This window comes from Streptomyces sp. NPDC002867 (assembly GCF_053591895.1).
The window spans coordinates 24,647-48,955 of sequence record NZ_JBSFUR010000036.1; the positions used below are offsets into that span (position 1 = coordinate 24,647).

22 protein-coding genes are annotated in these 24,309 nt (G+C 70.5%); 4 read left to right on the top strand and 18 right to left on the bottom strand.

Features of this window, described 5'->3' with window-relative positions:
- Positions 1-116: 116 nt before the first annotated feature.
- The 7 genes from ACWD0A_RS26490 to ACWD0A_RS26520 form a co-directional block, all read right to left on the bottom strand.
- Positions 117-1,001 carry a Pro-rich N-terminal domain-containing protein gene (locus ACWD0A_RS26490; protein ID WP_451302000.1) on the bottom strand — a complete coding sequence of 295 codons (885 nt, stop codon included), beginning with the start codon at positions 999-1,001 and terminating at the stop codon, positions 117-119.
- 135 nt (positions 1,002-1,136) lie between these two features.
- Positions 1,137-1,577: a type II 3-dehydroquinate dehydratase gene (gene aroQ, locus ACWD0A_RS26495; protein ID WP_177153193.1), complete on the bottom strand. Its 441-nt coding sequence runs from the start codon at positions 1,575-1,577 to the stop codon at positions 1,137-1,139.
- Positions 1,574-2,668 (bottom strand): 3-dehydroquinate synthase, encoded by a 1,095-nt coding sequence (aroB, locus tag ACWD0A_RS26500; protein ID WP_451302002.1) that lies wholly within the window; start codon positions 2,666-2,668, stop codon positions 1,574-1,576. The genes aroQ and aroB overlap by 4 nt, the downstream gene beginning before the upstream one ends.
- On the bottom strand, positions 2,665-3,231 hold the full coding sequence (locus ACWD0A_RS26505; protein ID WP_451302059.1) for a shikimate kinase: 567 nt from the start codon (positions 3,229-3,231) through the stop codon (positions 2,665-2,667). Before ACWD0A_RS26505 ends, aroB begins: the two co-directional genes overlap by 4 nt.
- 29 nt (positions 3,232-3,260) lie before the next feature.
- Entirely contained in the window at positions 3,261-4,445 is a 1,185-nt protein-coding gene (gene aroC / locus ACWD0A_RS26510) for a chorismate synthase (protein WP_451302004.1), read from the bottom strand.
- Between the two features lie 174 nt (positions 4,446-4,619).
- Positions 4,620-5,012 (bottom strand): hypothetical protein, encoded by a 393-nt coding sequence (locus ACWD0A_RS26515; RefSeq protein WP_451302006.1) that lies wholly within the window; start codon positions 5,010-5,012, stop codon positions 4,620-4,622.
- Between the two features lie 52 nt (positions 5,013-5,064).
- Positions 5,065-5,901 (bottom strand): shikimate dehydrogenase, encoded by an 837-nt coding sequence (locus ACWD0A_RS26520; RefSeq protein WP_451302008.1) that lies wholly within the window; start codon positions 5,899-5,901, stop codon positions 5,065-5,067.
- A 288-nt stretch (positions 5,902-6,189) separates the two neighbouring features.
- Between ACWD0A_RS26520 and ACWD0A_RS26525 the strand changes: the two genes are divergently transcribed.
- Positions 6,190-6,681: a hypothetical protein gene (locus ACWD0A_RS26525; RefSeq protein WP_451302010.1), complete on the top strand. Its 492-nt coding sequence runs from the start codon at positions 6,190-6,192 to the stop codon at positions 6,679-6,681.
- Positions 6,682-6,824: 143 nt separating this feature from the next.
- Here the strand turns inward: ACWD0A_RS26525 and mltG are convergent, their stop codons facing one another.
- From mltG to rpsD, 6 genes are all read right to left on the bottom strand, one after another.
- Entirely contained in the window at positions 6,825-8,543 is a 1,719-nt protein-coding gene (gene mltG / locus ACWD0A_RS26530; RefSeq protein ID WP_451302012.1) for an endolytic transglycosylase MltG, read from the bottom strand.
- Between the two features lie 101 nt (positions 8,544-8,644).
- Positions 8,645-9,115: a Holliday junction resolvase RuvX gene (gene ruvX, locus ACWD0A_RS26535; RefSeq protein ID WP_307716438.1), complete on the bottom strand. Its 471-nt coding sequence runs from the start codon at positions 9,113-9,115 to the stop codon at positions 8,645-8,647.
- Positions 9,115-11,784 carry an alanine--tRNA ligase gene (gene alaS / locus ACWD0A_RS26540; protein ID WP_451302014.1) on the bottom strand — a complete coding sequence of 890 codons (2,670 nt, stop codon included), beginning with the start codon at positions 11,782-11,784 and terminating at the stop codon, positions 9,115-9,117. Before alaS ends, ruvX begins: the two co-directional genes overlap by 1 nt.
- Positions 11,784-12,179, bottom strand: coding sequence for a hypothetical protein (locus ACWD0A_RS26545; protein WP_451302016.1), 396 nt, complete (start codon positions 12,177-12,179; stop codon positions 11,784-11,786). The genes alaS and ACWD0A_RS26545 overlap by 1 nt, the downstream gene beginning before the upstream one ends.
- Before the next feature lie 6 nt (positions 12,180-12,185).
- Entirely contained in the window at positions 12,186-12,617 is a 432-nt protein-coding gene (locus ACWD0A_RS26550) for a DUF948 domain-containing protein (protein WP_451302018.1), read from the bottom strand.
- Positions 12,618-13,332: 715 nt separating this feature from the next.
- Entirely contained in the window at positions 13,333-13,947 is a 615-nt protein-coding gene (gene rpsD, locus ACWD0A_RS26555; protein ID WP_177153203.1) for a 30S ribosomal protein S4, read from the bottom strand.
- Positions 13,948-14,135: 188 nt separating this feature from the next.
- On the opposite strand from rpsD, the gene ACWD0A_RS26560 reads away from it, so the two are divergent.
- Positions 14,136-14,831, top strand: coding sequence for a DUF2470 domain-containing protein (locus tag ACWD0A_RS26560; RefSeq protein ID WP_451302020.1), 696 nt, complete (start codon positions 14,136-14,138; stop codon positions 14,829-14,831).
- A 15-nt stretch (positions 14,832-14,846) separates the two neighbouring features.
- Here ACWD0A_RS26560 and ACWD0A_RS26565 read toward each other — a convergent pair whose 3' ends face one another.
- The 4 genes from ACWD0A_RS26565 to ACWD0A_RS26580 form a co-directional block, all read right to left on the bottom strand.
- Positions 14,847-16,202, bottom strand: coding sequence for a replication-associated recombination protein A (locus tag ACWD0A_RS26565; protein WP_451302022.1), 1,356 nt, complete (start codon positions 16,200-16,202; stop codon positions 14,847-14,849).
- Between the two features lie 44 nt (positions 16,203-16,246).
- On the bottom strand, positions 16,247-16,879 hold the full coding sequence (locus ACWD0A_RS26570) for a vitamin K epoxide reductase family protein (protein WP_451302024.1): 633 nt from the start codon (positions 16,877-16,879) through the stop codon (positions 16,247-16,249).
- 170 nt (positions 16,880-17,049) lie between these two features.
- Positions 17,050-18,312, bottom strand: coding sequence for a histidine--tRNA ligase (hisS, locus tag ACWD0A_RS26575; RefSeq protein WP_451302026.1), 1,263 nt, complete (start codon positions 18,310-18,312; stop codon positions 17,050-17,052).
- An 11-nt stretch (positions 18,313-18,323) separates the two neighbouring features.
- Entirely contained in the window at positions 18,324-19,034 is a 711-nt protein-coding gene (locus tag ACWD0A_RS26580) for an MBL fold metallo-hydrolase (protein WP_451302028.1), read from the bottom strand.
- A 217-nt stretch (positions 19,035-19,251) separates the two neighbouring features.
- Here ACWD0A_RS26580 and ACWD0A_RS26585 point away from each other — a divergent pair, with 217 nt between their 5' ends.
- Together ACWD0A_RS26585 and ACWD0A_RS26590 are read left to right on the top strand one after the other, a co-directional pair.
- Complete coding sequence (locus tag ACWD0A_RS26585) at positions 19,252-20,040, top strand: peptidylprolyl isomerase (RefSeq protein ID WP_451302030.1); 789 nt, start codon at positions 19,252-19,254, stop codon at positions 20,038-20,040.
- A 175-nt stretch (positions 20,041-20,215) separates the two neighbouring features.
- On the top strand, positions 20,216-21,445 hold the full coding sequence (locus tag ACWD0A_RS26590) for a DUF349 domain-containing protein (RefSeq protein WP_451302032.1): 1,230 nt from the start codon (positions 20,216-20,218) through the stop codon (positions 21,443-21,445).
- 190 nt (positions 21,446-21,635) lie between these two features.
- Here ACWD0A_RS26590 and ACWD0A_RS26595 read toward each other — a convergent pair whose 3' ends face one another.
- On the bottom strand, positions 21,636-24,119 hold the full coding sequence (locus ACWD0A_RS26595) for a RelA/SpoT family protein (RefSeq protein WP_451302034.1): 2,484 nt from the start codon (positions 24,117-24,119) through the stop codon (positions 21,636-21,638).
- Positions 24,120-24,309: the final 190 nt, after the last annotated feature.

Genomic DNA, 24,309 nt, shown 5'->3' on the forward strand with positions numbered 1-24,309 from the left:
CGGGGGCGTAGCTCGGGCAGGGGCGGAACCCGCCGAACCTTCAAGCCACCGAGCGCGCCGAACCCAGCCCCGACGGGGTCGCGGGCACGGGGCGGGCAGGGGCGGAGCCCGAGGGGCTACCAGGTCGGGGGGCTGGCGATCGCGCGGGCCAGGACGTCGTCCAGGACGCGGGACGTCGTTTCCACGTCGTACTTCGAGTTGTCGATGATCGGCAGGCCCGAGCCGTACCAGCCCGCCATCCGGCCGTGGATCCCCGCGACCTCCTCGTCCGAGAGACGGCGGTTGCCCGTGCGCTCCGCGTTCCGTTCGAGGACGATCTCCAGGCCCGGCAGCAGCACCACCGGCAGAAGGCCGGGGCCCACATGGCGCTTCCAGCCGCCGAGGCCCACGACCGGGCGGTCGGGGAAGACCGCGTCGTCGAGGATGCAGGAGATCCCGTTGGCCAGGAAGTTGCGCGCGGCGAAGCCGCAGGTGCGGCGTGCGAGGCGGTACTGGGCCTCGGAGTTGTCGTTCCAGCCGTCCTGAGGGTCGGCGAAGCCGGAGCAGACCCACTCGCGGACGTCGTCGAGGCTGATGTGCGCCGTGGGCACGCGGCGGTGCCTCGCCCAGTGGCGGGCCACCGTCGTCTTGCCCGCCCCGGCGGGGCCGATCAGCAGCACGGCGAGCATGGCCGTCCCCGTGCCGATGTCCGCCGGAGGCGGGTCGGGTATCGGAACGGGCTGTCCGGGCGGCAGTTGGATGTGGCCCGTCGTCTCACGGGACGGCGGCGCGGACGGGTGCTGCGGCGCGGACCGGTGCTGCGGCGCGGACCGGTGCTGCGGCGCGGCGGGCCACCCCGGCTGCGCGGGGCCGGCCATCGGAGGAGGCGGGGGCGGTGGAGGCGGCGGCCCGGCGGGAGGGCCGGGGACCGGACCCGGGTGGTGGGCGCCGGGTGTCCATGCGGCCGGTCCCTGCCCCGGGCGGTGGTGAGGCGGCAGCGGAGCCCCCACTGCGTGCTGCATCCGGTGCCACTCCGTCTCGTGCGACTGACGCTGATCTACCGAACGGTACCCTCCCGGAGCCGTTCGGATGTGCGACCGCCCCCGGCCGCTGTCGCCACAACGGCCGGGGGCGGCGAGAAGTGCCCGGTCCCGGCGTCAGCCGTCCAGTTCGTCGGCCAGCGCGCGCAGCGCGAGCCGGTAGGAGCCGATGCCGAAGCCCGCGATGGTCCCGCTGGCGACCGAGGCGACCACAGACGTGTGCCGGAAGGCCTCGCGGGTGTACGGATTGGAGATGTGCACCTCGATCAGCGGCGCGGTCCGCTGGGCCGCCGCGTCGCGCATCCCGTACGAATAGTGCGTGAACGCCCCGGGGTTGAGAACGACCGGAATCGATCCGTCGGCCGCCTCGTGGAGCCAGCGGATCATCTCGCCCTCGTCGTTGGTCTCCCGGACCTCGACGTCGAGACCGAGTTCCTTGCCGAGCGCCTGACAGGTCTCCACGAGCCCGGCGTACGACGTCGCGCCGTACACGTCCGGCTCGCGGGAGCCCAGACGGCCGAGGTTGGGGCCGTTGAGCACCAGCGTCCGGCGGCTCATGCGGAGACCTCCCCGTACGCGGCGAGCAGCACCGCCGGGTCGGGGCCCTCGAGGACCGTCGGCTTGCCGAGGCCGTCGAGAACGATGAAACGCAGCAGGTTGCCACGGGACTTCTTGTCGACCTTCATGGTCTCCAGCAGCTTGGGCCACTGGTCGCCGCGGTAGGTCAGCGGGAGCCCGACGGACTTGAGGACGGCGCGGTGCCGGTCGGCGGTGGCGTCGTCCAGCCGCCCGGCGAGGCGGCCCAGTTCGGCGGCGAAGACCATGCCGACCGACACGGCCGCGCCGTGGCGCCACTTGTAGCGCTCGTTCTTCTCGATCGCGTGGGCGAGCGTGTGGCCGTAGTTGAGGATCTCGCGCAGGCCGGATTCCTTGAGGTCGGACGAGACGACGTCCGCCTTGACCTGGATGGAGCGGACGATCAGCTCGTGCGTGTGCGGGCCCTCCGGCGTCCGCGCGCCCTCGGGGTCGGCCTCGATGAGGTCGAGGATCACCGGGTCGGCGATGAAACCGGCCTTGATGATCTCGGCCATGCCGCTGACGTAGTCGTTGACCGGCAGCGAGTCGAGCGCGGCCAGGTCGCAGAGCACGCCCGCCGGCGGGTGGAAGGCGCCGACGAGGTTCTTGCCCTCGGCGGTGTTGATGCCGGTCTTGCCGCCGACGGCCGCGTCCACCATGGCGAGCACGGTCGTGGGCACGGCGATCCAGCGCACGCCGCGCAGCCAGCTGGCCGCGACGAACCCGGCCAGGTCGGTCGTGGCTCCGCCGCCGACACCGACGATCACGTCGGTGCGGGTGAAGCCGGTCTGTCCGAGCGCCTTCCAGCAGTAGGCGGCGACCTCGGCGGTCTTGGCCTCCTCCGCGTTGGGCACCTGGATGGCGACGGCCTCGTAGCCCTGGTCGGCGAGGTCCGCGCGCAATGCTTCACCGGTCTCGGCGAGCGCCTCGGGGTGGATGACGGCCACGCGCTGTGCCTTGGGCCCGATCAGCCCGCCCAGCTCGCCGAGGAGCTGCCGGCCGACCAGCACCTCGTACGGGTCGGTGCCGGCCGTGCCGCCGACCTGGATACGCGTCACTGCCTGGTCAGTCACTTCTTCTCCTGCCGGGGGTCCGGGGGTTGTCCCCCGGAAGATGCAGTCTCCTGCCGGGGGTCCGGGGTGTCGTCACCCGGAATTACCGTCTTCAGCTCCAGTGCGTCGAGGACCGCGCGGGCGACCTCGTCAGGTGTGCGGTCGTCCGTCGCGACGACGACGCGGGCCACTTCGGTGTACAAGTGGCGGCGTTCGTCCATGAGTTCGCGCCAGCGGCGCCGCGGGTTGACGGCGAGCAGCGGACGGGCGGTGTTGAGTCCGACGCGCCGCACCGCTTCGTCGACGTCCATCGACAGATAGGCGACGGGCAGTCCGGCCAGCAGCTCCCGGGTGCCCTCGTCGAGGATGGCGCCGCCGCCGAGGGAGAGGACGCCGGTGTGCTCGGCGAGCGCGGCGCGGACGGCCGCGCGCTCCAGCTCCCGGAAGTACGCCTCCCCCTCGTCGACGAAGATGTCCGCGATCTCCCGGCCCTGCGCGGCCACGATGTCGGCGTCGGTGTCCCGGAACCCGACATCGAGGAGCCCGGCCAGCAGCTCACCGACCGTGGACTTGCCCGAGCCCATCGGCCCGACGAGGACGATCAGCGGGGCGCTCACCGGATGTGGAGGTTGTCGAGGTACGACTGCACGTTGCGGCGGGTCTCGCCGACGCTGTCGCCGCCGAACTTCTCGGCGACGGCGTCCGCGAGGACCAGCGCGACCATGGCCTCGGCGACGATGCCGGCGGCGGGCACGGCGCACACGTCGGACCGCTGGTGGTGCGCGGCGGCCGGCTCGCCCGTGGCGACGTCCACCGTCCTGAGGGCGCGCGGCACGGTCGCGATCGGCTTCATCGCGGCCCGGACGCGCAGCAGCTCGCCGGTCGACATGCCGCCCTCCGTACCGCCGGAACGGCCGGAGCTGCGGCGGATGCCGTCCTCGCCGGGCACGATCTCGTCGTGCGCCTGGGAGCCGGGCACCCGGGCGAGCTCGAAGCCGTCGCCGACCTCGACGCCCTTGATGGCCTGGATGCCCATGAGCGCGGCGGCGAGCCGGGCGTCGAGGCGGCGGTCCCAGTGGACGTGCGAGCCGAGCCCGACGGGCACGCCGTACGCGAGGACCTCGACGACGCCGCCGAGGGTGTCGCCGTCCTTGTGGGCCTGGTCGATCTCCGCGACCATCGCCTTGCTCGCGTCGGCGTCCAGGCAGCGGACGGGGTCGGCGTCCAGGCGCTCCTCGTCGGCGGGGACCGGGACGACGCCGTACGGCGCCTTGGCCGAGGCGAGCTCGACGACGTGGGAGACGATCTCGATGCCCGTCGTCTCCTTGAGGTACGAACGGGCCACCGCGCCGAGCGCGACGCGCGCCGCGGTCTCACGGGCGCTCGCCCGCTCCAGGATCGGCCGGGCCTCCTCCAGCGCGTACTTCTGCATGCCGGCGAGGTCGGCGTGGCCGGGGCGGGGCCGGGTCAGCGGCGCGTTGCGGGCCAGCTGGGCGAGCTCGTCGGGGTCGACGGGGTCGGCCGCCATGACCTTCTCCCACTTCGGCCACTCGGTGTTGCCGACCATGACCGCCACCGGGGAGCCCATGGTGAGACCGTGCCGGACGCCGCCGAGGAAGGTCACCTCGTCGCGCTCGAACTTCATCCGGGCACCGCGCCCATAGCCGAGGCGCCGCCGGGCGAGGTGGTCCGCCACCATCTCGGTGGTGATCGGCACACCGGCGGGAAGACCCTCCAGCGTCGCCACCAGTGCGGGTCCGTGCGACTCGCCCGCGGTCAGCCAACGCAACCTGCTCAACGGTGCTCCTCATGCTCGCGCGTGGAACTGCGACGGCGCGGCCTGGGGAAACCTCCCGGCAGGGGCCGGGGAGGCGCGGCCCTGGCCCGCCTCCCTCGATCCTCCCACGTCCGCGCCCGGCTCCCGGCCACCGGTCCACCTGGCGGACGCCCGTGGACAGCCGGCAGCGGGTCGTCAGTCGCCGTCGCGGCGCTGCTGCGGCGCGTACGACCCGAGGTAGTCGGCGCCACTGGGCTGCTGCGGAGGTGCCTGCGGGGCCTGCTGCGCCGGGGCGTACCGGCCGAGGTAGTCCGCGCCGCTGGGCTGCTGCGGGGCCTGCTGGGCCGGGGCGTACTGACCGAGGTGGTCGGCGCCGCTGCCCTGGCTGCCGGGGGCCGTGGGTACGGGCTGCGGGTTGCGCGCCGCACGGCGCCGCGCGATCTTGCTGCGGATCGAGGACACCCAGGCGAGGACGACCAGCAGGATGATCAGGCACAGAATCGGGATCTGCAGCCAGTCGGGCAGGAACTGGACGATGCCCTCGAAGATGTTCCTGGCGATCGACGCCTGCGGCTGACCGGTTCCCATGGCCGGACTCCCCCTGTGCTGTTGACGTGCTCCTGATCGAACGCGCCAGATACTAGCGGGCTCCGAGCGCGCGTTCACCAGCGATACGCATCGCCGGCAGCGGCGCAGGCGAGCGGCCCGTCATCTGCTCGACCTGGAGCACCGCCTGGTGCACCAGAAGGTCGAGGCCGCCGACCACCGCGCCTCCCCTGCCGGACCACGCGGCCGCGAGCGCCGTGGGCCACGGCTCGTACAGCACGTCGAACAGCGTGCCCGGCCGCTCCGGCACCTCGGCCGCGAGGGCGTCGGTCGTGCCGGCGGGGGTCGTGGCGATGACCAGCGGAGCGCTCAGCGCCTCGGCGGCGGCGGACCAGTCGGCGACGCGGACGTCGACGCCGAGGCGATCGCCCCAGCCGCGCATCTCGTCGGCGCGGGCGGCGCTGCGCACATACGCCGTGACCGGCCCGGCGCACACCTGCGCCAGGGCGGCGAGTGCCGAGGACGCGGTGGCACCGGCGCCGAGGACGGCGGCGGACTCGACCTTCCGCACACCGCGCTCCCGCAGTGCGGCCACCATTCCCGGGATGTCCGTGTTGTCGCCGAGGCGCCGGCCGTCGCCGGTGAACACGACCGTGTTGACGGCCTCCACGGCGGCGGCGGTGTCGCTGATCGTGTCGAGCAGCGGGATGATCGCCCGCTTCAGCGGCATGGTCAGCGACAGGCCCGACCATGAGGCGTCCAGCCCCTCCACGAACGCCGGCAGCGCCGCCTCGTCGACCTCGAACCGGTCGTAGGACCAGTCGTCGAGGCCGAGTTCGGCGTAGGCGGCGCGGTGGAGCACCGGGGACAGGGAGTGCGCGATGGGCGACCCGAGGACGGCCGCCCGGCGAGCCCCAGGACACCTACCCATCACACGCATTCCTTAGTCGACCTTCTTCCACATACGGGCTCCTCCGCACCTGAGGGTACTTGACCGCGAGAAGCCACCTCCTCGGGGACCGGTGCGTCCAGCCCATTACCCCCTGCCCCTCCCTGTAGGTGGGCTTCCAGAACTTTTCACCGTTCGACACCGGAAGCGGAACCTCCGCATTCAATTACATAGGGTCGATCCATTCACCCCATCGGGGGCGATTCTCAAAAATGGCTAATTCGCGTCGGCGGAATCACGACGAATTTAGCTCCGTGATCATCCTCACAATTGACAAGTGCGGATTTGAACCTAATCTCTTCAGAGGCATCGACCACGAATTACTTCAGGGGGATCGAGTTGAAATTCCGCAAGACAATTTCCGCCACCGTCACATCGGTGGCCGCAGTCGCTCTTTCGTTGGGTCTCGGCAGCCAGGCATACGCAGGAGAAACCGCCCGGGCCTGCAACAAGATAATCCCCGGCTCCGGCGCGTGCGCCGGCGAAGTGGTGTTCGATGACACCGACTGGCGCTGGGGAGAGCGCGTAAATCTTTATGACAACGTGGTCGACGGCCGCGGCGTACAGGTTTACCTCATATGGTACGACGGCAATGGCGTCCAGCAGAACAAGCGCTGGACTTGCACCAACGGTAAGGGTAATTCCTGCGCCTACTACGCCAAAATAGCCGAAGGAACGCGAGTCAGCATCCAGGCGTGCCTGACTGACGAGGGGCGCGAAGTGACCCGGTCGTGCGGGCCGCTTTCCTATGGCCGCGCGTAGCCTAGCCATGCGCACACCCCGAGAGTAAATGTCACCGCATTTTCCATCGGGATGACGAGTTGCTCGCCACGCCGAGTGGCGAGCAACTCTCATTTGCGGAGACATGGAAGCGGACATCCTGTGCCCCACGTGTGCGAGCTTGGTTACTGGCCTCGATTTTTATTGAACTCGTCGACCAGGCGCTGATGCTCCACATTCGTCCTGCTGAACTGTGATGTCTTGCCGTCGAGCGAGATGAAGTAGAACCAGCCGTCATCCGTCGGGCTGAGCACACCTCGGAGCGCTTCCCCACCTGGGTTCCCGATCGGCCCGGGGGGGAGGCCCTTATAGAAGTATGTATTGTACGGGTTGTCGTAATTCCGCAGTTCGGACAGAGTAAGGTCGATCTTACTCTGGTCCTTGATGTAGTTGTACGTCGAGTCAAACTCGAGCATCCCGTTCGTCTGGGCATTACCCGGTTCAAGGCGGTTATAGACGACTTCACCCATCTTGCGAAAGTCGTCGTGGGACGTGCCCTCGGCCTGGACGAGGCTCGCGACGGTCAGCAGCTCCCATGGGTTCTTCAGCCCGAGGCCCTTCGCCTTGCCCTCCAAGTCCGCCTTTTCGTACTCCTGATTGGCGCGGGCGACCATCTTCCGCAAAACGTCTTCCGGCTTGGTGCCCTTCGGGACGGGGTACGCAGCAGGGAAGAGGAAGCCCTCCAATGGATCCTTGACGTTCTTGTGGTTCTTCGCCCAGTCGGGCACGCCGAAGCTGTCCAGGTTCTCCTGAGCGACGTCCGCCGTGGTGCCCGGTTTGAGGCCGAGGCGCTTGTCGATGTCGGCGTAGATCTGAGAGTTGCGCTTGCCCTCGAAGATGATCAGGTTGTTGCGGCTGGCCGGGCTCAGCATCAGCTCCACCGCGGACTTACCCGACATCCCCCTCTTCAGGACGTAACTGCCCTCCTGGATAGTCGTGCCCTTGGGGTGCTCGAGCTGCGCGGCGACGAATGCGTCCACGCTCTTGACCACGCCCTCGCGCTTGAGGATCTGGCCGATCTGCGCGCCCGTCGCACCGCGAGGAATCTCGATGGCGACCGTCCCACTGCCACCACCCGCGAAGTCCTCGGGCTCTCCGAACTGGTCCTGCCAGAACTGGTATCCGACGTAGCCGACGCCGCCGAGGCCGCCGACGAGGACCGCCGCGACCACCAGGCAGGCCAGGCCGTTGCGGCTCTTCTTCTTGCCCTTGCCGCGCCGGTCACGGCCGCCGCCGCCGCGCGGCTCCTCGTCGTATCCGTCGTCGCCGTCGTCACCGCGCCCGTCGTCACCGGTGAAGAACGGGTGGGTCTCCTCCTGCGCCACCTCGTTGTCCCAGTCGGTGGCCGGTTCGGGCTCCGGCTGCCGGCGGCCGGGGGGCTGCGGCGGGGGATACGCGCCGGACGTGCCGTAGTAGTCGGCCTCCTGGGCACTGCCGTAGCCGGCGGGATGGCCCCCGTGGCCGCCCGCCTGATCGGCGCCGTAGGGCATGGCCGTCTGCTGCCCGGTGTCCCAGCCGCCGTCGTACGGCTGCTGGTAGGGGTCGTGCGCCTGCTGATGGGGGTCCTGCGTGCCGTACTGCTGCTGGTACGCGTCGTGCTGCGTTCCGTACTGCTGCTGGTACGCGTCCTGCTGCGTTCCGTACTGCTGCTGGTACGCGTCCTGCTGCGTTCCGTACTGCTGCTGGTACGCGTCCTGCTGCGCCTGGGGGTACTGCTGCTGCGGCTGGCCGCCGTACGGAGCGTGGCCGGCCGCGGCCGCCTGGCCTCCCCACCCCTGGTCCCCGTACAAGGGGTCCTCGGGATGCCACGGTTCGGAGCCGGGGCCCCGGCCATACTCAGTCATCGATCCCCTAGGGCCGCGAGACGGCGCGAAACGATCCGCCTCTCTTGGGTGCGGCGGCTGTTCGAACACGCCGCATCGCGCGGAACGTTACCGTATCGCGATCAGACAACCACTTCGATGCCCTCTCCCGGAGCAATGCCGGACACCCGTTCGGACTCCAGAGCGTTCTGAAGGATCACCACAGCGGCAGCCTGATCGATGACGGACCTGCCCTTTTTGGACTTCACACCCGAAGCGCGCAGGCCCTGGGTGGCCGTCACTGTGGTCATCCTCTCGTCCACCAGTCGTACCGGGACCGGCTTGATGCCCTGGGCGAGTGTCTGTGCGAAGCTGCGGACCTTCTTCGCCGCCGGTCCCTCACCGCCGCTGAGCGAGCGGGGCAGGCCGACGACGACCTCGATCGGCTCGTACTCCTCCACGAGTTGGCGCAGCCGCCGGTGGGCGGCCGGGATGTCGCGTCCCGGCACGGTCTCCACCGGCGTGGCGAGGAGCCCGTCGGGGTCGCACGAGGCGACCCCGATCCGGGCGTCCCCGACGTCGATCGCGAGACGACGTCCTCTGCGCATGGTCATCAGGCCGTCTCGGCGACGAGACGCTCGACGGCGGCGACGGCGTCGCCGATGGCGTCCGGGTTCTGGCCGCCGCCCTGGGCGACGTCCGGCTTGCCGCCTCCGCCGCCGCCCAGCGTCTTGGCGGCCGTGCGGACCAGGTCACCGGCCTTGAGGCCGCGCTCGCGGGCGGCCTCGTTGGTGGCGATGACGGTGAGCGGACGGCCGTTGGCCGTGGTGAACACGGCGACGACGGCCGGGCGGTCACCAGGGATGCGGCCACGGACGTCGAGGACCAGCTTGCGCAGGTCGTCGGCGGACGTGCCGTCGGGGACCGTGCCCGTCACCAGAGCGACGCCGCGGACGTCCTTGGCGCCGTCGGCGAGACCGGCGGCGGCACCCAGCACCTTCTCCGCACGGAACTTCTCGATCTCCTTCTCGGCGTCCTTCAGCTTGCCGAGCATGGCGGCGATCTTCTCCGGCAGCTCCTCGGAGCGGCCCTTGACGAGCTCCTGGAGCTGGGCGACGACCGTGTGCTCCTTGGCGAGGAAGTTGTACGCGTCGACGCCGACGAGGGCCTCGACGCGGCGCACGCCGGAGCCGATGGAGGACTCGCCGAGCAGCTTCACCAGCCCCAGCTGGGCGGTGTTGTGGACGTGCGTACCACCGCACAGCTCCTTGGAGAAGTCGCCGATGGTCACGACGCGCACGCGCTCGCCGTACTTCTCGCCGAACTCGGCGATGGCACCCTGCTTCTTGGCCTCGTCGATGCTCATGACCTCGGCGTGCACGTCGAGCTCGCGGGCGAGGACCTCGTTGATCTTCTGCTCGACGTCGGTGAGGACCGTGCCGGGGACGGCGTTCGGCGAGCCGAAGTCGAAGCGGAAGCGGCCCGGGGAGTTCTCCGAGCCGGCCTGGGCGGCCGTGGGGCCGAGGGCGTCGCGCAGGGCCTGGTGGGTCAGGTGCGTGGCGCTGTGGGCGCGGGCGATGGCCCGGCGGCGGCGTACGTCGATGGCGGCGTAGGCGGAGGCGCCGACGGTGACCTCGCCGACCTGGACGACGCCCTTGTGGACGCTGACTCCGGGGACGGGCTGCTGGACGTCGCGTACGTCGATGACGGCGCCGGTGTCGAGCTTGATCCGGCCCTGGTCGGCGAGCTGGCCGCCGCCCTCGGCGTAGAACGGCGTGCGGTCGAGGACGACCTCGACCTCGTCGCCCTCGGAGGCGGCCGGCGAGGAGACGCCGTCGACGAGGAGGCCGACGACGGTGGACTCCCCCTCGGTGGAGGTGTAGCCGGTGAACTCGGTCATGCCGGAGTGGTCGGCGACCTGGCGGTAGGCGGAGAGGTCGGCGTGGCCGGACTTCTTGGCCTTGGCGTCGGCCTTGGCCCGGTCCCGCTGCTCCTTCATCAGACGGCGGAAGCCGTCCTCGTCCACGCTCAGGCCCTGCTCGGCGGCCATCTCGAGGGTGAGGTCGATGGGGAAGCCCCACGTGTCGTGGAGCAGGAACGCCTTGTCACCGGGGAGCACCATGCCTCCGGCGGCCTTGGTCTCCGTGACGGCGGTGTCGAGGATGTTGGTGCCACCCTTGAGGGCCTTGAGGAAGGCGGCCTCCTCGGCGATGGCGACCGTCTCGATGCGCTTGCGGTCGGTGATCAGCTCCGGGTACTGCTGCCCCATCGTCTCGATGACGACGTCGACCAGGTCCTTGACGACCGGGCCGGTGGCGCCCATCAGCCGCATGTTGCGGATGGCGCGGCGCATGATGCGGCGCAGCACGTAGCCGCGGCCCTCGTTGCCCGGGGTGACACCGTCGCCGATGAGCATCGTGGACGTACGGATGTGGTCGGCGACCACGCGCAGGGAGACGTCGGAGCCGTGGTCGGCGCCGTAGCGGACGCCGGTCAGCTCGGTGGCCCGGTCCATGACGACGCGCAGGGTGTCGGTCTCGTACATGTTCTGCACGCCCTGCAGGATCATCGCGAGGCGTTCGAGGCCGAGGCCGGTGTCGATGTTCTTCGACGGCAGGTCGCCGAGGATCGGGAAGTCCTCCTTGCCCTCGCCGGCGCCGCGCTCGTACTGCATGAAGACCAGGTTCCAGATCTCCACGTAGCGCTCGTCGTTGACGGCCGGGCCGCCCTCCTCGCCGAACTCCGGACCGCGGTCGTAGTTGATCTCGGAGCACGGTCCGCAGGGGCCGGGGACGCCCATGGACCAGAAGTTGTCCTTCTTGCCGAGGCGTTGGATGCGCTCGGCGGGCACGCCGATGACGTCGCGCCAGATCTGCTCGGCCTCGTCGTCGTCGAGGTAGACGGTGATCCAGAGCTTCTCCGGCTCCAGGCCGTAACCGCCCTTGTCCTGGGGGCTGGTGAGCAGCTCCCAGGCGAGCTTGATGGCGCCTTCCTTGAAGTAGTCGCCGAAGGAGAAGTTGCCGCACATCTGGAAGAACGTGCCGTGGCGGGTGGTCTTGCCGACCTCTTCGATGTCCGGCGTGCGCACGCACTTCTGCACGCTGGTGACGCGCGGAGCCGGCGGCTTGACCTCACCGAGGAAGTACGGCTTGAAGGGGACCATGCCCGCGGGGACCAGCAGCAGAGTCGGGTCGTCCGCGATGAGCGACGCCGAAGGGACGACGGTGTGCCCGCGCTCCTCGAAGAAGCTCAGCCAGCGGCGGCGGATTTCAGCCGACTCCATCAGTGGTCCTCATTCCGGTTGTACGAAGTCTCGGGGCCCGAGGCTTCGGTGGTGTCCTTGTTCGTGCGGTACGGGTCTTTGGTCCTGCTGTGCAGGTACGTGATCGGTGCGGGCCGGTCGGGCTCGATCGCGGCCCGGCGCCCGGCTGCGGGGAGTTCACCGCCGGGTGCCGCGTTCAGTCCCAGGACCTCGCCCAGCTCGGCCTCGCGCTGCAGCATCTGCGCGCGGATGTCCACGGCGATGTCCTTGAGGCGGTGGCCCGCGTCGATCGCCTTGTTGGCCGCCTGGGCGGCGAGGCTCTCGGGGGTGAGCTGCTTGAGCTTGCGGTTGACCTTGGTGGTGGCCCAGACGCCGGCCGCGGCGCCCGCGGTGAACCAGAACGTACGGCGGAACATGGCGCCTCAGCCCTTCCGCCTCTTGCGCCGTGCGGGGGGCACGGACCGGCCGACGATCACGGTGCGCCTCGTCTCCGGTGCGGGGGCGTCGTCGCCTCTGCGGCTGAGCGCCTGCCGTACGCCGTACCCGAAGGCGGCGACCTTGACGAGCGGTCCGCCGAACGTCGACGCGACGGTCGTGGAGAGCGCCGAGGCGTTGGAGGTGACCTCCTGGACGTCGCTCGCGATGGCGTCCACCCGGTCGAGCTGGGTCTGCGCGGCGCGCACGGTCGCGGAGGCGTCCGCCAGCAGGGGCACCGCCTGTTCGGTCACGTCCGCCACGAGTCTGGTGGTCGCTCTGAGCGTCTGCGCCAGCCTCACCAGCACCACGGCCAGGAAGGAGACCAAGATCGCCCAGAAGACGGCCACCAGAATCCCGGCAACCTCTCCACCGGTCACTGCGCACCGCTCTCTGCTGTCGTCTGGCACCTGAAAAGTCGTATCCCGACCCTATCGCGCCCCGGGTGGCACCCCATACCGCATTAGCGGTCGGCAAGGGGTGGCCATGAGGATCCGATGGTACGGAGCGCTTACGGCGCAGTGCGCTGCGTGCCCTGTACGACGATCCTCTCGCGCCGGCTCCTCCGCCGGCGACCGGATGCCCTCTCGGAGCGGTCTTCCCGCAGAGCTGAACCGCTTCGTGGGCCGGGCGTACGAGCTCGCCGCACTCGGCGGCGGGCTGGACCACTCCCAACTGGTGAGATTGGCGGGCGCCGGAGGCATCGGCATGCCCCGGGCGGAGAGCTGCTGCGCGCGGCTCTCGCCGCGTACGACGCCGAGGGCGATGTGGGACTCGGTGGGTCTGCCCCTGTTCGGCTCCGGCCGTTTCGGTGCGCCGCGCGCGCTGTGCGACCAGCGGACGCGGCGACTGCTCGGCGCGGAGCGGTACGAGGCGTGCGGGGCGGAGGGCAGGACGCTGTCACCGGACGCGGTGGTGTGCCGCGCGCTGACGGCGCGCAAGGACGTGCGGCCGTTCCAGGTGCGGCAGCGCGATGTGCGGCCCGCGGCCCCGCACACGCGAAAGCCCGCCGCTCCCCCACCGGAAACGGCGGGGAAGCGGCGGGCTGAGGCGCGGGGAACTACTCCGCCGGCTGCCGCTGGGAGGACCCCAGGATCAGCGGGCGTAGTACTCGACGACCAGCTGCTCGTCGCAGATGACCGGGATCTCCTTGCGCTGCGGGTCACGGTCCAGGCGGAACGCCAGGGCCTTCAGGTTGACCTGCAGGTAGCGCGGGGTCTCACCGTCGGCGGCGAAGCCACCCTCGCGAGCGACCTGGAACAGGGCCTTGTCGCGGGAGCGCTCGCGGACCATCACGACGTCGTCGGGACGGACACGGAAGGACGGCTTGTCGACCTTGCCGCCGTTGACCTCGATGTGGCCGTGGACGACCATCTGACGGGCCTGGTAGATGGTGCGGGCGATGCCCGAACGCAGGACCAGGGCGTCGAGGCGGCGCTCGAGCTCGATGACGAGCGCGTCACCGGTCTTGCCCTCGGCCTTCTTGGCGCGGTCGTAGGCGCGCGCCATCTGGCGCTCGCTGATGTCGTACTGGGCGCGCAGACGCTGCTTCTCGAGCAGACGGACCTTGTAGTCCGAGTTCTGCTTGCGGCCACGGCCGTGCTCGCCCGGCGGGTAGGGGCGGGCCTCGAAGTACTTGACGGCCTTCGGCGTCAGCGCGATACCGAGCGCACGGGACTTCTTGACCTTGGGACGCGACTGGTTAGGCACGTTCTCCAGACCTCCGTTGTAGGTTAGGTTAGGCTCACCTTACTCAAGGAGATCGCATGTCTCGCCCTGGGAACACCAAGCGCATCACGGACAGCACGAAGAACGCCGACGCTTCGTCGAGCGTCGAGGTGACGGAGGTCCGATCAGCTCATGGTCAGCCGCGTCCCAGCGGGCTTGAAATCACTCGGATGCCGTCAGCAGCCGAGCGCACACGAACTCTCGTACAGAGTACATGCTCGGCGGTGCTGCTCGTTCCCGGAGTGGAGGGGGCCCGGCCCGACCAGCTGAGCCCGCAGGCCAGGGCGTTCGGCTCGGACGGGGAGGTGTTCCTCCTCTTCCCGGCGGACTCCCCCGTCGTCCGGGCCGCGACCCACGCGCAGGACGACGAGCTCCCGGCCGTGCTGGAGATCACCGACGTCGCGCCGGTCGCCGTGCCCAACCGTATCCGCGGCCGCGCCTGGGTCTCCGGCTGGCTGACCTGCGCGCCCGGCCTGGCGGCCGAGCCCGGCGCCATGATGCTGCGCCTGGAGGTGGGCGAGGCGAGCGTCGACGATCTGTGGGGCGCGTCCGCCGTCGAGGCGGAGGAGCTGGCGCAGGCGTCCGCCGACCCGCTCGTGGCCCACGAAACCGAACTGCTCCAGCATCTGCACGCCGCGCACTTCGACCAGGTGCAGGCGCTCGCGGAACTGCTCGGCGAGCGCGGCACGGACACGACGGGCCCAGGACGGCAGGCGGTTCCGCTGGCCCTGGACCGCTTCGGACTGCGCGTGCGGTTCACCGGGGAGCAGCCGTTCGACGCCCGCTTCGACTTCCCGGAGCCCGTGGGGGACATCACCGCACTGCGGCGCGCGATGCACACGCTCTTCGGGGCCGCCGCGCACTGACAGGCACGGAGCGGGCTACTTCGCGTCCCCGCGCAGCCGCTCGCGCACCTTCTCCACCACGTCCGCGTACCGCGCCTCGGCTCCGTAGCGCGTGGGCTCGTAGTACCTGCGGCCGTGGACCGCGTCCGGCGCGTACTGCTGGGCGGCGATGCCTCCGGCGACGTCGTGCGGATAGACATAGCCCTGGGCGTGGCCGAGGTTCTGGGCTCCCTTGTAGTGGCCGTCGCGCAGGTGCGGCGGGACGGGGCCGGCGAGGCCGTCGCGGATGTCCTGCCGGGCGGCCTGGATGGCGAGCGTGGCGGCGTTCGACTTCGGGGCGAGTGCCAGGGCGATCGTCGCGTGGCTGAGGGTGAGAGCGGCCTCGGGGAAGCCGATCATGGCGACGGCCTGGGCGGCCGCCACGGCGGTCGGCAGAGCCGTGGGGTCGGCGAGACCGATGTCCTCGCTGGCCGAGATCATCAGCCGGCGGGCGATGAACCGGGGGTCCTCCCCCGCCTCGATCATGCGGGCCAGATAGTGCAGCGCGGCGTCCACGTCCGAACCGCGGATCGACTTGATCAGCGCGCTGGCGACGTCGTAGTGCTGGTCCCCGTCGCGGTCGTACTTCACGGCGGCGCGGTCGACGGTCTCCTCGACGGTCTCGAGGGTGATCTCCTCCTCGCCCTTGTCGATGGCCGCGCCGGCCGCCGCCTCCAGGGCGGTCAGGGCCCGCCGGGCGTCGCCTCCCGCGATGCGCAGCAGGTGCGCCCTCGCCTCCTCCTGGAGAGTGAGCGCGCCGCCGAGCCCGCGCTCCTCGGTGAGCGCGCGCTCCAGCAGGGCGACGACGTCGTCGTCGGTGAGCGGCTCCAGGGTGAGCAGCAGGGAGCGGGAGAGCAGCGGGGAGATCACGGAGAAGTACGGGTTCTCCGTGGTGGCCGCGATCAGGGTGACCCAGCGGTTCTCCACGGCGGGGAGCAGGGAGTCCTGCTGGGCCTTGGAGAAGCGGTGGATCTCGTCGAGGAAGAGGACGGTCTCCTTGCCGAAGCCGCCCGCGGCCCGGCGGGCGCCGTCGATGACCGCCCGGACCTCCTTGACGCCCGCGGTGATGGCGGACAGCTCGACGAAGCGCTTGTTGGTCGCCTTGGAGACGACGTACGCGAGGGTGGTCTTGCCGGTGCCGGGCGGTCCCCAGAGGATCACGGAGGAGGCGCCCGCCGGGCCGGAGCCGCCCTCGCCGACGAGCCTGCGCAGCGGTGATCCGGGCTTCAGAAGATGCTGCTGGCCGACCACCTCGTCCAGGGTGCGCGGGCGCATCCGGACCGCCAGGGGGCTGCTGGTCGGGTCCTTCTCCTGGCGTTCTTCGGCTGCGGCGGTAAACAGGTCGGGCTCCACGTTGTGAAGCCTATGTCAGAGCACTGACACCGCCGGTGGGCCGGTCAGCCGGTCCAGAAGTCCCACCAGCGGGTCAGCACCAGCATCCCGATGATGCCGATGTGCAGCACCGGCAGCACCCACGTGAACTCGTCGAAGAAACTCCGCAGCCCGGCCGGCGCGGGCAGCAGACCGTGACGGACGTTGTGCGAGGTCACGTACCAGAACATGACGATCGTGGCGCCCCACGCCAGGCAGCACCACAGGCACAGCGCGTTGATCTCGTACAGCGACTGCTGCATCAGCCATGTGCAGAACCCGACCCCGAACAGCGTCCCCGCGTTCAGCCCCAGCCAGTACCAGCGGCGGTAGCGGGCGCCCGCCAGCAGGGCCATGCCGATCGCGATCACCATGGCGTACGTGACCAGGCCGAGCATCGGGTTCGGGAACCCGAACACCGCCGCCTGCTCGCTCTTCATGATGTTCCCGCACGACACCACCGGATTCAGACTGCACCCCGGCGTGAACCCCGGGTCCTCCAGCAGCTTGAACTTGTCGATCGTGATCACCCACGCCGCCAGCAGCCCCGCCGCACCCGTGATCACCAGCATCCACGCGAACCCACGCCCCGCACCGACACGCCCGCGCTCGTCGTCCCCCGTCCCGGAGGACACGCCGTCAACCGCTGCAGTCGTCATATCGCCGTTCCATCGTCGCCGGTCTGCTGGGCACCGCCATTCTGCCGCACCGCCCCCGGTTCTCTCCGTTCGCTCCGGATAAGGAACGCCCCCGGGCGATGCTCCCGGACCGGCACAACGACGAAGGGGCCCACGGCGGTTGACGCCCTGGGCCCCTTCGCGCCGCGCTGTCAGCCGAGCTCGGCGCGCAGCCTGGCGACCACGTCGTCCAGCGCGACGGGCTGCTGTTCGCCGGACTCCATGTCCTTGAGCTGGACCACGCCCTCGGACAGATCGCGCTCGCCCGCGACGAGGGCGTACCGGGCTCCCGAGCGGTTGGCGTTCTTCATGGCGCCCTTGAGGCCCTTGCCGCCGTAGCTGAAGTCGGCGGCGACGCCGGCCTTGCGCAGCTCGGTCACCACGCCGAACAGCACACGGCGAGCCTCCTCGCCGAGCGGGACGGCGTAGACGCTGGTGGCCTCGGGCAGGTCGAGCTCGATGCCCTCGGCCTCCAGTGCGAGGACCGTGCGGTCGACGCCGAGAGCCCAGCCGACGGACGGCAGCGCCGGGCCGCCGATCATCTCGGACAGGCCGTCGTAGCGGCCGCCGCCGCCCACCGCGGACTGCGAGCCGAGACCGTCGTGGACGAACTCGAACGTGGTGCGCGTGTAGTAGTCGAGGCCGCGCACCAGCTTCTCGTCGTCCTCGAAGGCGACACCGGCCGCCGTCAGCAGCGCCCGCACCTCCTCGTGGTACGCCTTGCACGCGTCGCACAGGTAGTCGCGCAGCAGCGGCGCGCCCACCAGCTGCTTCTGCACGTCGGCGCGCTTGTCGTCGAGGACCCGCAGCGGGTTGATCTCCACCCGGCGGCGGGTGTCCTCGTCGAGGTCGAGGTCGCGCAGGAAGCCCTGGAGCGCCTCGCGGTAGACGGGGCGGCACTCCTTGTCGCCCAGGGAGTTCAGCAGGATGCGGAAATCGCGCAGACCGAGCGAGCGGTAGGCCTGGTCGGCCAGGATGATGAGCTCGGCGTCCAGCGCCGGGTCCTCCGCTCCGATCGCCTCGGCGCCGACCTGCGAGAAGTGCCTGTAGCGGCCCTTCTGCGGCTTCTCGTAGCGGTAGTACGAGCCCGAGTACCAGAGCTTCACGGGCAGGTTGCCGGCCTTGTGGAGGTTCGCCTCCAGGGCCGCGCGCAGCACGGAAGCGGTGCCTTCCGGGCGCAGCGCGAGCCGGTCGCCGCCCTTGGTCTCGAAGGCGTACATCTCCTTGGTGACGATGTCGGTGGACTCGCCGACACCGCGCGCGAACAACTCCACGTTCTCGAAGCCGGGCGTCTCGATGTAGCCGTAGCCGGAGTTCTTCAGCGGGGCGGAGATCGCGTCGCGCACCGCGAGGTACTTGCCGGAGTCCGGCGGGATCAGGTCGTACGTGCCTTTGGGGGCCTGGAAAACACTCACGGAAAGTCTCGTCACATTCCTCGTCGGGGAGCGGGCTGTGTGCTCCCGAGGCCGACCGCCACCTCGCGCAGATACGGGTTGGTGGCGCGCTCACGGCCGATGGTCGTCTGGGGACCGTGGCCGGACAGCACCACGGTCGAGTCGTCGAGCGGCAGGCACACCCGGGCCAGCGACTCGAGCATCTCGTCCATGTCGCCGCCGGGCAGGTCCGTGCGTCCGATGGAGCCGGCGAACAGCAGGTCGCCCGAGAAGAAGACGGACGGAACGTCCGCGGACTCGGGCATCCGGAAGGTCACCGACCCCTTGGTATGGCCCGGTGCGTGCGAGACGGAGAAGTCGAGGCCGGCGAGGCTGAGCGCGGCGCCGTCGGTCAGCTCCTTGACGTCGTCGGGCTCCCCGACGGTCAGCTCGCCCATGAGCGGCATGCCGATGGAGCGGCCGAGGGCCTTCTCGGGGTCGCTCATCATGTAGCGGTCGGCCGGGTGGATCCAGGCCGGCACGTCATGGGCGCCGCAGACGGGCACGACGGAGGCGACATGGTCGAGGTGGCCGTGCGTGAGCACGACGGCGACGGGCTTGAGCCGATGCTTCCTGAGCGTCTCCTCGACCCCCTGGGCGGCCTGGTGGCCCGGGTCGATGATCACGCACTCCTCGCCGGCGGCGGGGGCGACCAGGTAACAGTTGGTCCCCCAGGCCCCGGCGGGGAACCCGGCAATAAGCACGATCGTCCTCAGTTCGGTCGTCGAGAGGCATGCGGCGGATCGACGGGCGGCACTGCCGCGTCGATCACAGCAGTTCAGAGCCTACCGGCGCTGCTCACCACACAGCCAACCCGTATACGGTACGGGGCGGAGCCCGGCGGTCGGCACCACGCCACGTGCACGGCACCTCGACGGACACGATGTTTTCGACGTTCTCGACCTACAAGGAGAAGACCCGGTGGCCAGCAGCGATCAGCGGCGGCGGCAGCTCGCCAGGGAGAAGTTCGAGCGCCAGCAGCAGCGTCGGGAGCAGGCGCGGAAGAAGGCGAAGCAGCGCAACGCGATCATCGCGGCCGCCCTGGCCGTCGTGGTCGCCGCCGGCGGCGCCGTCTACGCGGGGGCGGCCCTGAGCGACGGCGACAAGAACGACAGCGCCTCGGCGGACGCCTCGCCCAGCGCGACCCCGTCGCCGTCCGAGAGCAGCGCGCCCGAGCCCGCCATGTCGATCGACAAGAAGGCGAAGTACACCTTCGCCCTCAAGACGAACGAGGGCGACATCGCGATCGCGATGGACGCGGCCAAGACCCCGCGCACGGTCAACTCGTTCAAGTCGCTGGCGGACAAGGGCTACTTCGACGGCACCAAGTGTCACCGCCTCACTACGCAGGGCATCTTCGTCCTGCAGTGCGGCGACCCGAAGGGCGACGGCACCGGCGGTCCCGGCTACACGATCCCGGACGAGAACCTCACGGCGCTCGGCAAGGCGGGCGCCGACGGCACCGTGACGTACCCCGCGGGCACGGTCGCGATGGCGAACACCGGTCAGCCGAACTCGGGCGGCAGCCAGTTCTTCCTGGTGTACAAGGACAGCAAACTGCCGCCCACGTACACGCCCTTCGGCACGATGGACGACAAGAGTCTGAAGGCCGTACAGGCCGTGGGCAAGGCGGGTGTCGAGGGCGGTGCGAGCGACGGTGCGCCCAAGAAGGCCGTCAGCATCGAGAAGGCCACCGTCCCCAAGGTGTGAGCCGGGGAATTTCGGCCGCGCTGAGTGCGGACAGCCAGGCGGCCGGTCGCCTAGATTGGCGTTGTGCAGCGCGGGCCGGCTTCGCGTTGCTCAGGACGGGCGAGGCCCGTCCCAGGAAACTGTGGACGATGCCCGGGGACGAACTCCCTCGCGGGCATCAGGTTGAGGAGGCGCTGTGAGCAGCGACCCGTGGGGCCGCGTCGACGAGACGGGCACCGTGTACGTGCGTACTGCCGAGGGCGAGAAAGTCGTCGGATCGTGGCAGGCGGGCTCTCCCGAGGAGGCGCTGGCCTACTTCGAGCGCAAGTACGAGGGCCTGGTGGTCGAGATCGGCCTCCTCGAGCGGCGGGTGAAGACCACCGATCTGTCGGCCAAGGACGCCATGGCGGCGATCGACCACCTGCGTCAGCAGGTGGACGAGCACCACGCCGTGGGGGACCTCGACGCGCTGCGCGTGCGTCTCGACGCGCTCGTGGCGACGGTCGACAAGCGCCGCGAGGAGCGCAAGGCGCAGCGTGCGAAGCAGAGCGACGAGGCACGTCAGGCCAAGGAGGCGCTGGTCACCGAGGCCGAGCAGCTGGCGCAGAGCGACCAGTGGCGGGCCGCGGGCGAGCGGCTGCGGGCACTCGTGGACACCTGGAAGGGCCTGCCCCGGCTCGACCGGAAGTCCGACGACGAGCTGTGGCACCGCTTCTCGCACGCCCGCTCGGCGTTCTCCAAGCGCCGCAAGGCGCACTTCGCGTCGCTGGACGCGCAGCGCGAGGAGGCCCGTCAGACCAAGGAACGGCTGGTGGCCGAGGCCGAGGCCCTGTCCGGATCGACGGACTGGGGCCCCACCGCAGCCCGATACCGCGACCTGATGGCGCAGTGGAAGGCGGCGGGCCGTGCCCAGCGCGAGGCCGAGGACGACCTGTGGAACCGCTTCCGCGGTGCGCAGGACGTCTTCTTCGCCGCGCGCAGCGGTGTGTTCGCCGAGCGCGATGCCGAGCAGGCGGAGAACCTCAAGCTCAAGGAGGAGCTCGCGGCCGAGGCCGAGAAGCTGGTGCCGGTGACGGACCTCAAGGCCGCCCGCGCCGCCTTCCGGTCCATCAACGAGCGCTGGGAGGCCATCGGCCACGTGCCGCGCGACGCCCGGCCGAAGGTCGAGGGCCGGATGCACGCGGTGGAGCGGGCCCTGCAGGAGTCCGAGGAGAACGAGTGGCGCCGGACGAACCCGGAGGCGCGTGCGCGTGCCGCGGGTCTGACCGGCCAGCTGCAGGCGGCCGTGGACAAGCTGCGTGAGCAGATCGACACGGCGCGCGCGGCGGGCAACAACGCCAAGGCGGACAAGCTCGCCAAGGAGCTCGAGGGCCGTCAGGCGCTGCTGGACCAGGCGCTGAAGGGCCTGGAGGAGTTCGGCGGCTGACGCGCCGGGCTTGGGCTCACGAGGAGGGCCCCGGTACGCGATGCGTACTGGGGCCCTCCCGTACATCCGGCCCTTCCCGGCGGGGCCGCGCCCCTGCGCGGCAGCCGACGAGCCGGTGGGCCGACGGCTCGGCCGCGCAGGGCGAGCCGTCTCGGGGCTGTCGGCGGACCGCCGGCGCGGTCGCGGCCCGTCAGGGCCGACGCGCGGAGGTGACGCGGTAGACGTCGTAGACGCCCTCCACGCTGCGGACCGCCTTCAGCACGTGGCCGAGGTGCTTGGGGTCGCCCATCTCGAAGGTGAAGCGCGAGGTGGCCACCCGGTCGCGGGAGGTCTGCACGGCCGCCGACAGGATGTTGACGTGCTGGTCGGACAGGACGCGGGTCACGTCCGACAGCAGCCGGGAGCGGTCCAGCGCCTCGACCTGGATGGCGACGAGGAAGACCGACGACTGGGTGGGCGCCCACTCGACGTCGAGGATCCGTTCGGGCTGCTGCGAGAGCGAGTCGACGTTGACGCAGTCAGCGCGGTGCACGGACACGCCGCTGCCGCGGGTCACGAAGCCGATGATCGGGTCGCCGGGGACGGGCGTACAGCAGCGGGCCAGCTTGACCCACACGTCCTCGACACCCTTGACGACCACGCCCGGGTCCGCGTTGTTGCGGCGCTTGCTGCGGCTGCGGGAGGGCGGGGTGGACTCGGCGATGTCCTCGTTGGCGGCCTCCTCGCCGCCGAGGGCCTGCACCAGCTTCTGCACGACGCCCTGCGCGGCCACATGGCCCTCGCCGATCGCCGCGTACAGCGAGGAGATGTCGGGGTAGCGCATCTCGTGCGCGAGGGTGACCAGGGAGTCGCCGGTGAGGATGCGCTGGATCGGCAGGTTCTGCTTGCGCATGGCGCGCGCGATGGCGTCCTTGCCCTGCTCGATGGCCTCGTCGCGGCGCTCCTTGGAGAACCAGGCGCGGATCTTGTTGCGGGCCCGCGGCGATTTGACGAAGCCGAGCCAGTCGCGGGAGGGGCCCGCGCCCTCGGCCTTGGAGGTGAAGACCTCCACCAGGTCGCCGTTGTCGAGGGTCGACTCCAGCGGGACGAGCCGCCCGTTGACCCGCGCGCCTATGGTGCGGTGACCGACCTCGGTGTGCACGGCGTAGGCGAAGTCGACGGGGGTGGCGCCCGCCGGGAGCGCTATGACGTCGCCCTTGGGCGTGAAGACGAAGACCTCGTTGCGGGACAGGTCGAAACGCAGGGACTCCAGGAACTCGCTGGGGTCCTCGGTCTCCTTCTGCCAGTCCAGCAGCTGCCGCAGCCAGGCCATGTCGTTGACGGTGTCCTGGCCCGCGGTGCCCTTGCCGGCCTTGGGGACGTCCGTACGGATCTTGGAGGCCCCGGCTACGGTCTCCTGCTTGTACTTCCAGTGGGCCGCGATGCCGTACTCCGCGCGGCGGTGCATGTCGAAGGTGCGGATCTGCAGCTCGACGGGCTTGCCGTTGGGGCCGATGACCGTCGTGTGCAGCGACTGGTACATGTTGAACTTCGGCATCGCGATGTAGTCCTTGAACCGGCCGGGGACCGGATTCCATCGCGCGTGCACCGTGCCGAGGGCCGCGTAGCAGTCGCGGACCGTGTCGACGAGGACGCGGATGCCCACCAGGTCGTAGATCTCCGCGAAGTCACGGCCGCGGACGATCATCTTCTGGTAGACGCTGTAGTAGTGCTTGGGGCGGCCGGTGACGGTGGCCTTGATGCGCGCCGCGCGGAGATCCGCCTGGACCTCGTCGGTCACTATGGCGAGGTACTCGTCGCGCTTGGGCGCGCGCTCGGCGACGAGGCGCACGATCTCGTCGTACATCTTGGGGTAGAGGATCGCGAACGCGAGGTCCTCCAGCTCCCACTTGATGGTGTTCATGCCCAGCCGGTGCGCCAGCGGGGCGTAGATCTCCAGCGTCTCGCGGGCCTTCTTCTCCTGCTTCTCCCGCTTGAGGTAGCGCATGGTGCGCATGTTGTGCAGGCGGTCGGCGAGCTTGATGACCAGGACGCGCGGGTCCTTGGCCATGGCGACGACCATCTTGCGCACGGTCTCCGCCTGCGCGGCCTCGCCGAACTTGACCTTGTCCAGCTTGGTGACGCCGTCGACGAGCAGGGCCACGGAGTCGCCGAAGTCGCGGCGCAGCTGGTCGAGGCCGTACTCGGTGTCCTCGACGGTGTCGTGCAGCAGGCCGGCCATCAGCGTCGCCGGGTCCATGCCGAGCTCGGCAAGGATGGTGGTGACGGCGAGGGGATGCGTGATGTACGGGTCGCCGCTCTTGCGCTTCTGGCCGCGGTGCCAGCGCTCCGCGACCTGGTAGGCGCGCTCGATCTGGCGCAGCGTGGAGGTCTCGATCTTGGGGTCGTTGCTGCGCACGATCCGCAGCAGCGGCTCCAGCACCGGGTTGTACGGCGACGAGCGCTGCACGCCGAGACGGGCGAGACGGGCGCGTACCCGATTCGAGGAGCCGCCGGACCGCGACGTGGCGGGCGGTGCGGGCTTGGGCGCGGAGACGGGCACCTGGCTCACGCGCTCGGGCGCGGCGGGCTGCGGCTGACGGTCCGGCTTCGGCTCGGGCGTGACAGGGGCTGCCGCGGCCTTTTCGGCCTTCTGGCCGGGCTGCGCGGCGGCGGACTGGGCCTCGTCTGGCAAGGGCACTCCTCGTGCGGTTCCGGGTCCCCGGTCAGGCCCGGAAAGCCCATGGTATCGACCCGGCAGTCCAGGTGCGCACGAGGCGGTGGAGAGGCATGCGCCACAGGTGCCGCCTCGGACCACCGGGAACGGCGACGGGTGCCCCGGAGCAGATCCGGGGCACCCGTCGTGTGCCGTGCGGCCGCCGCGC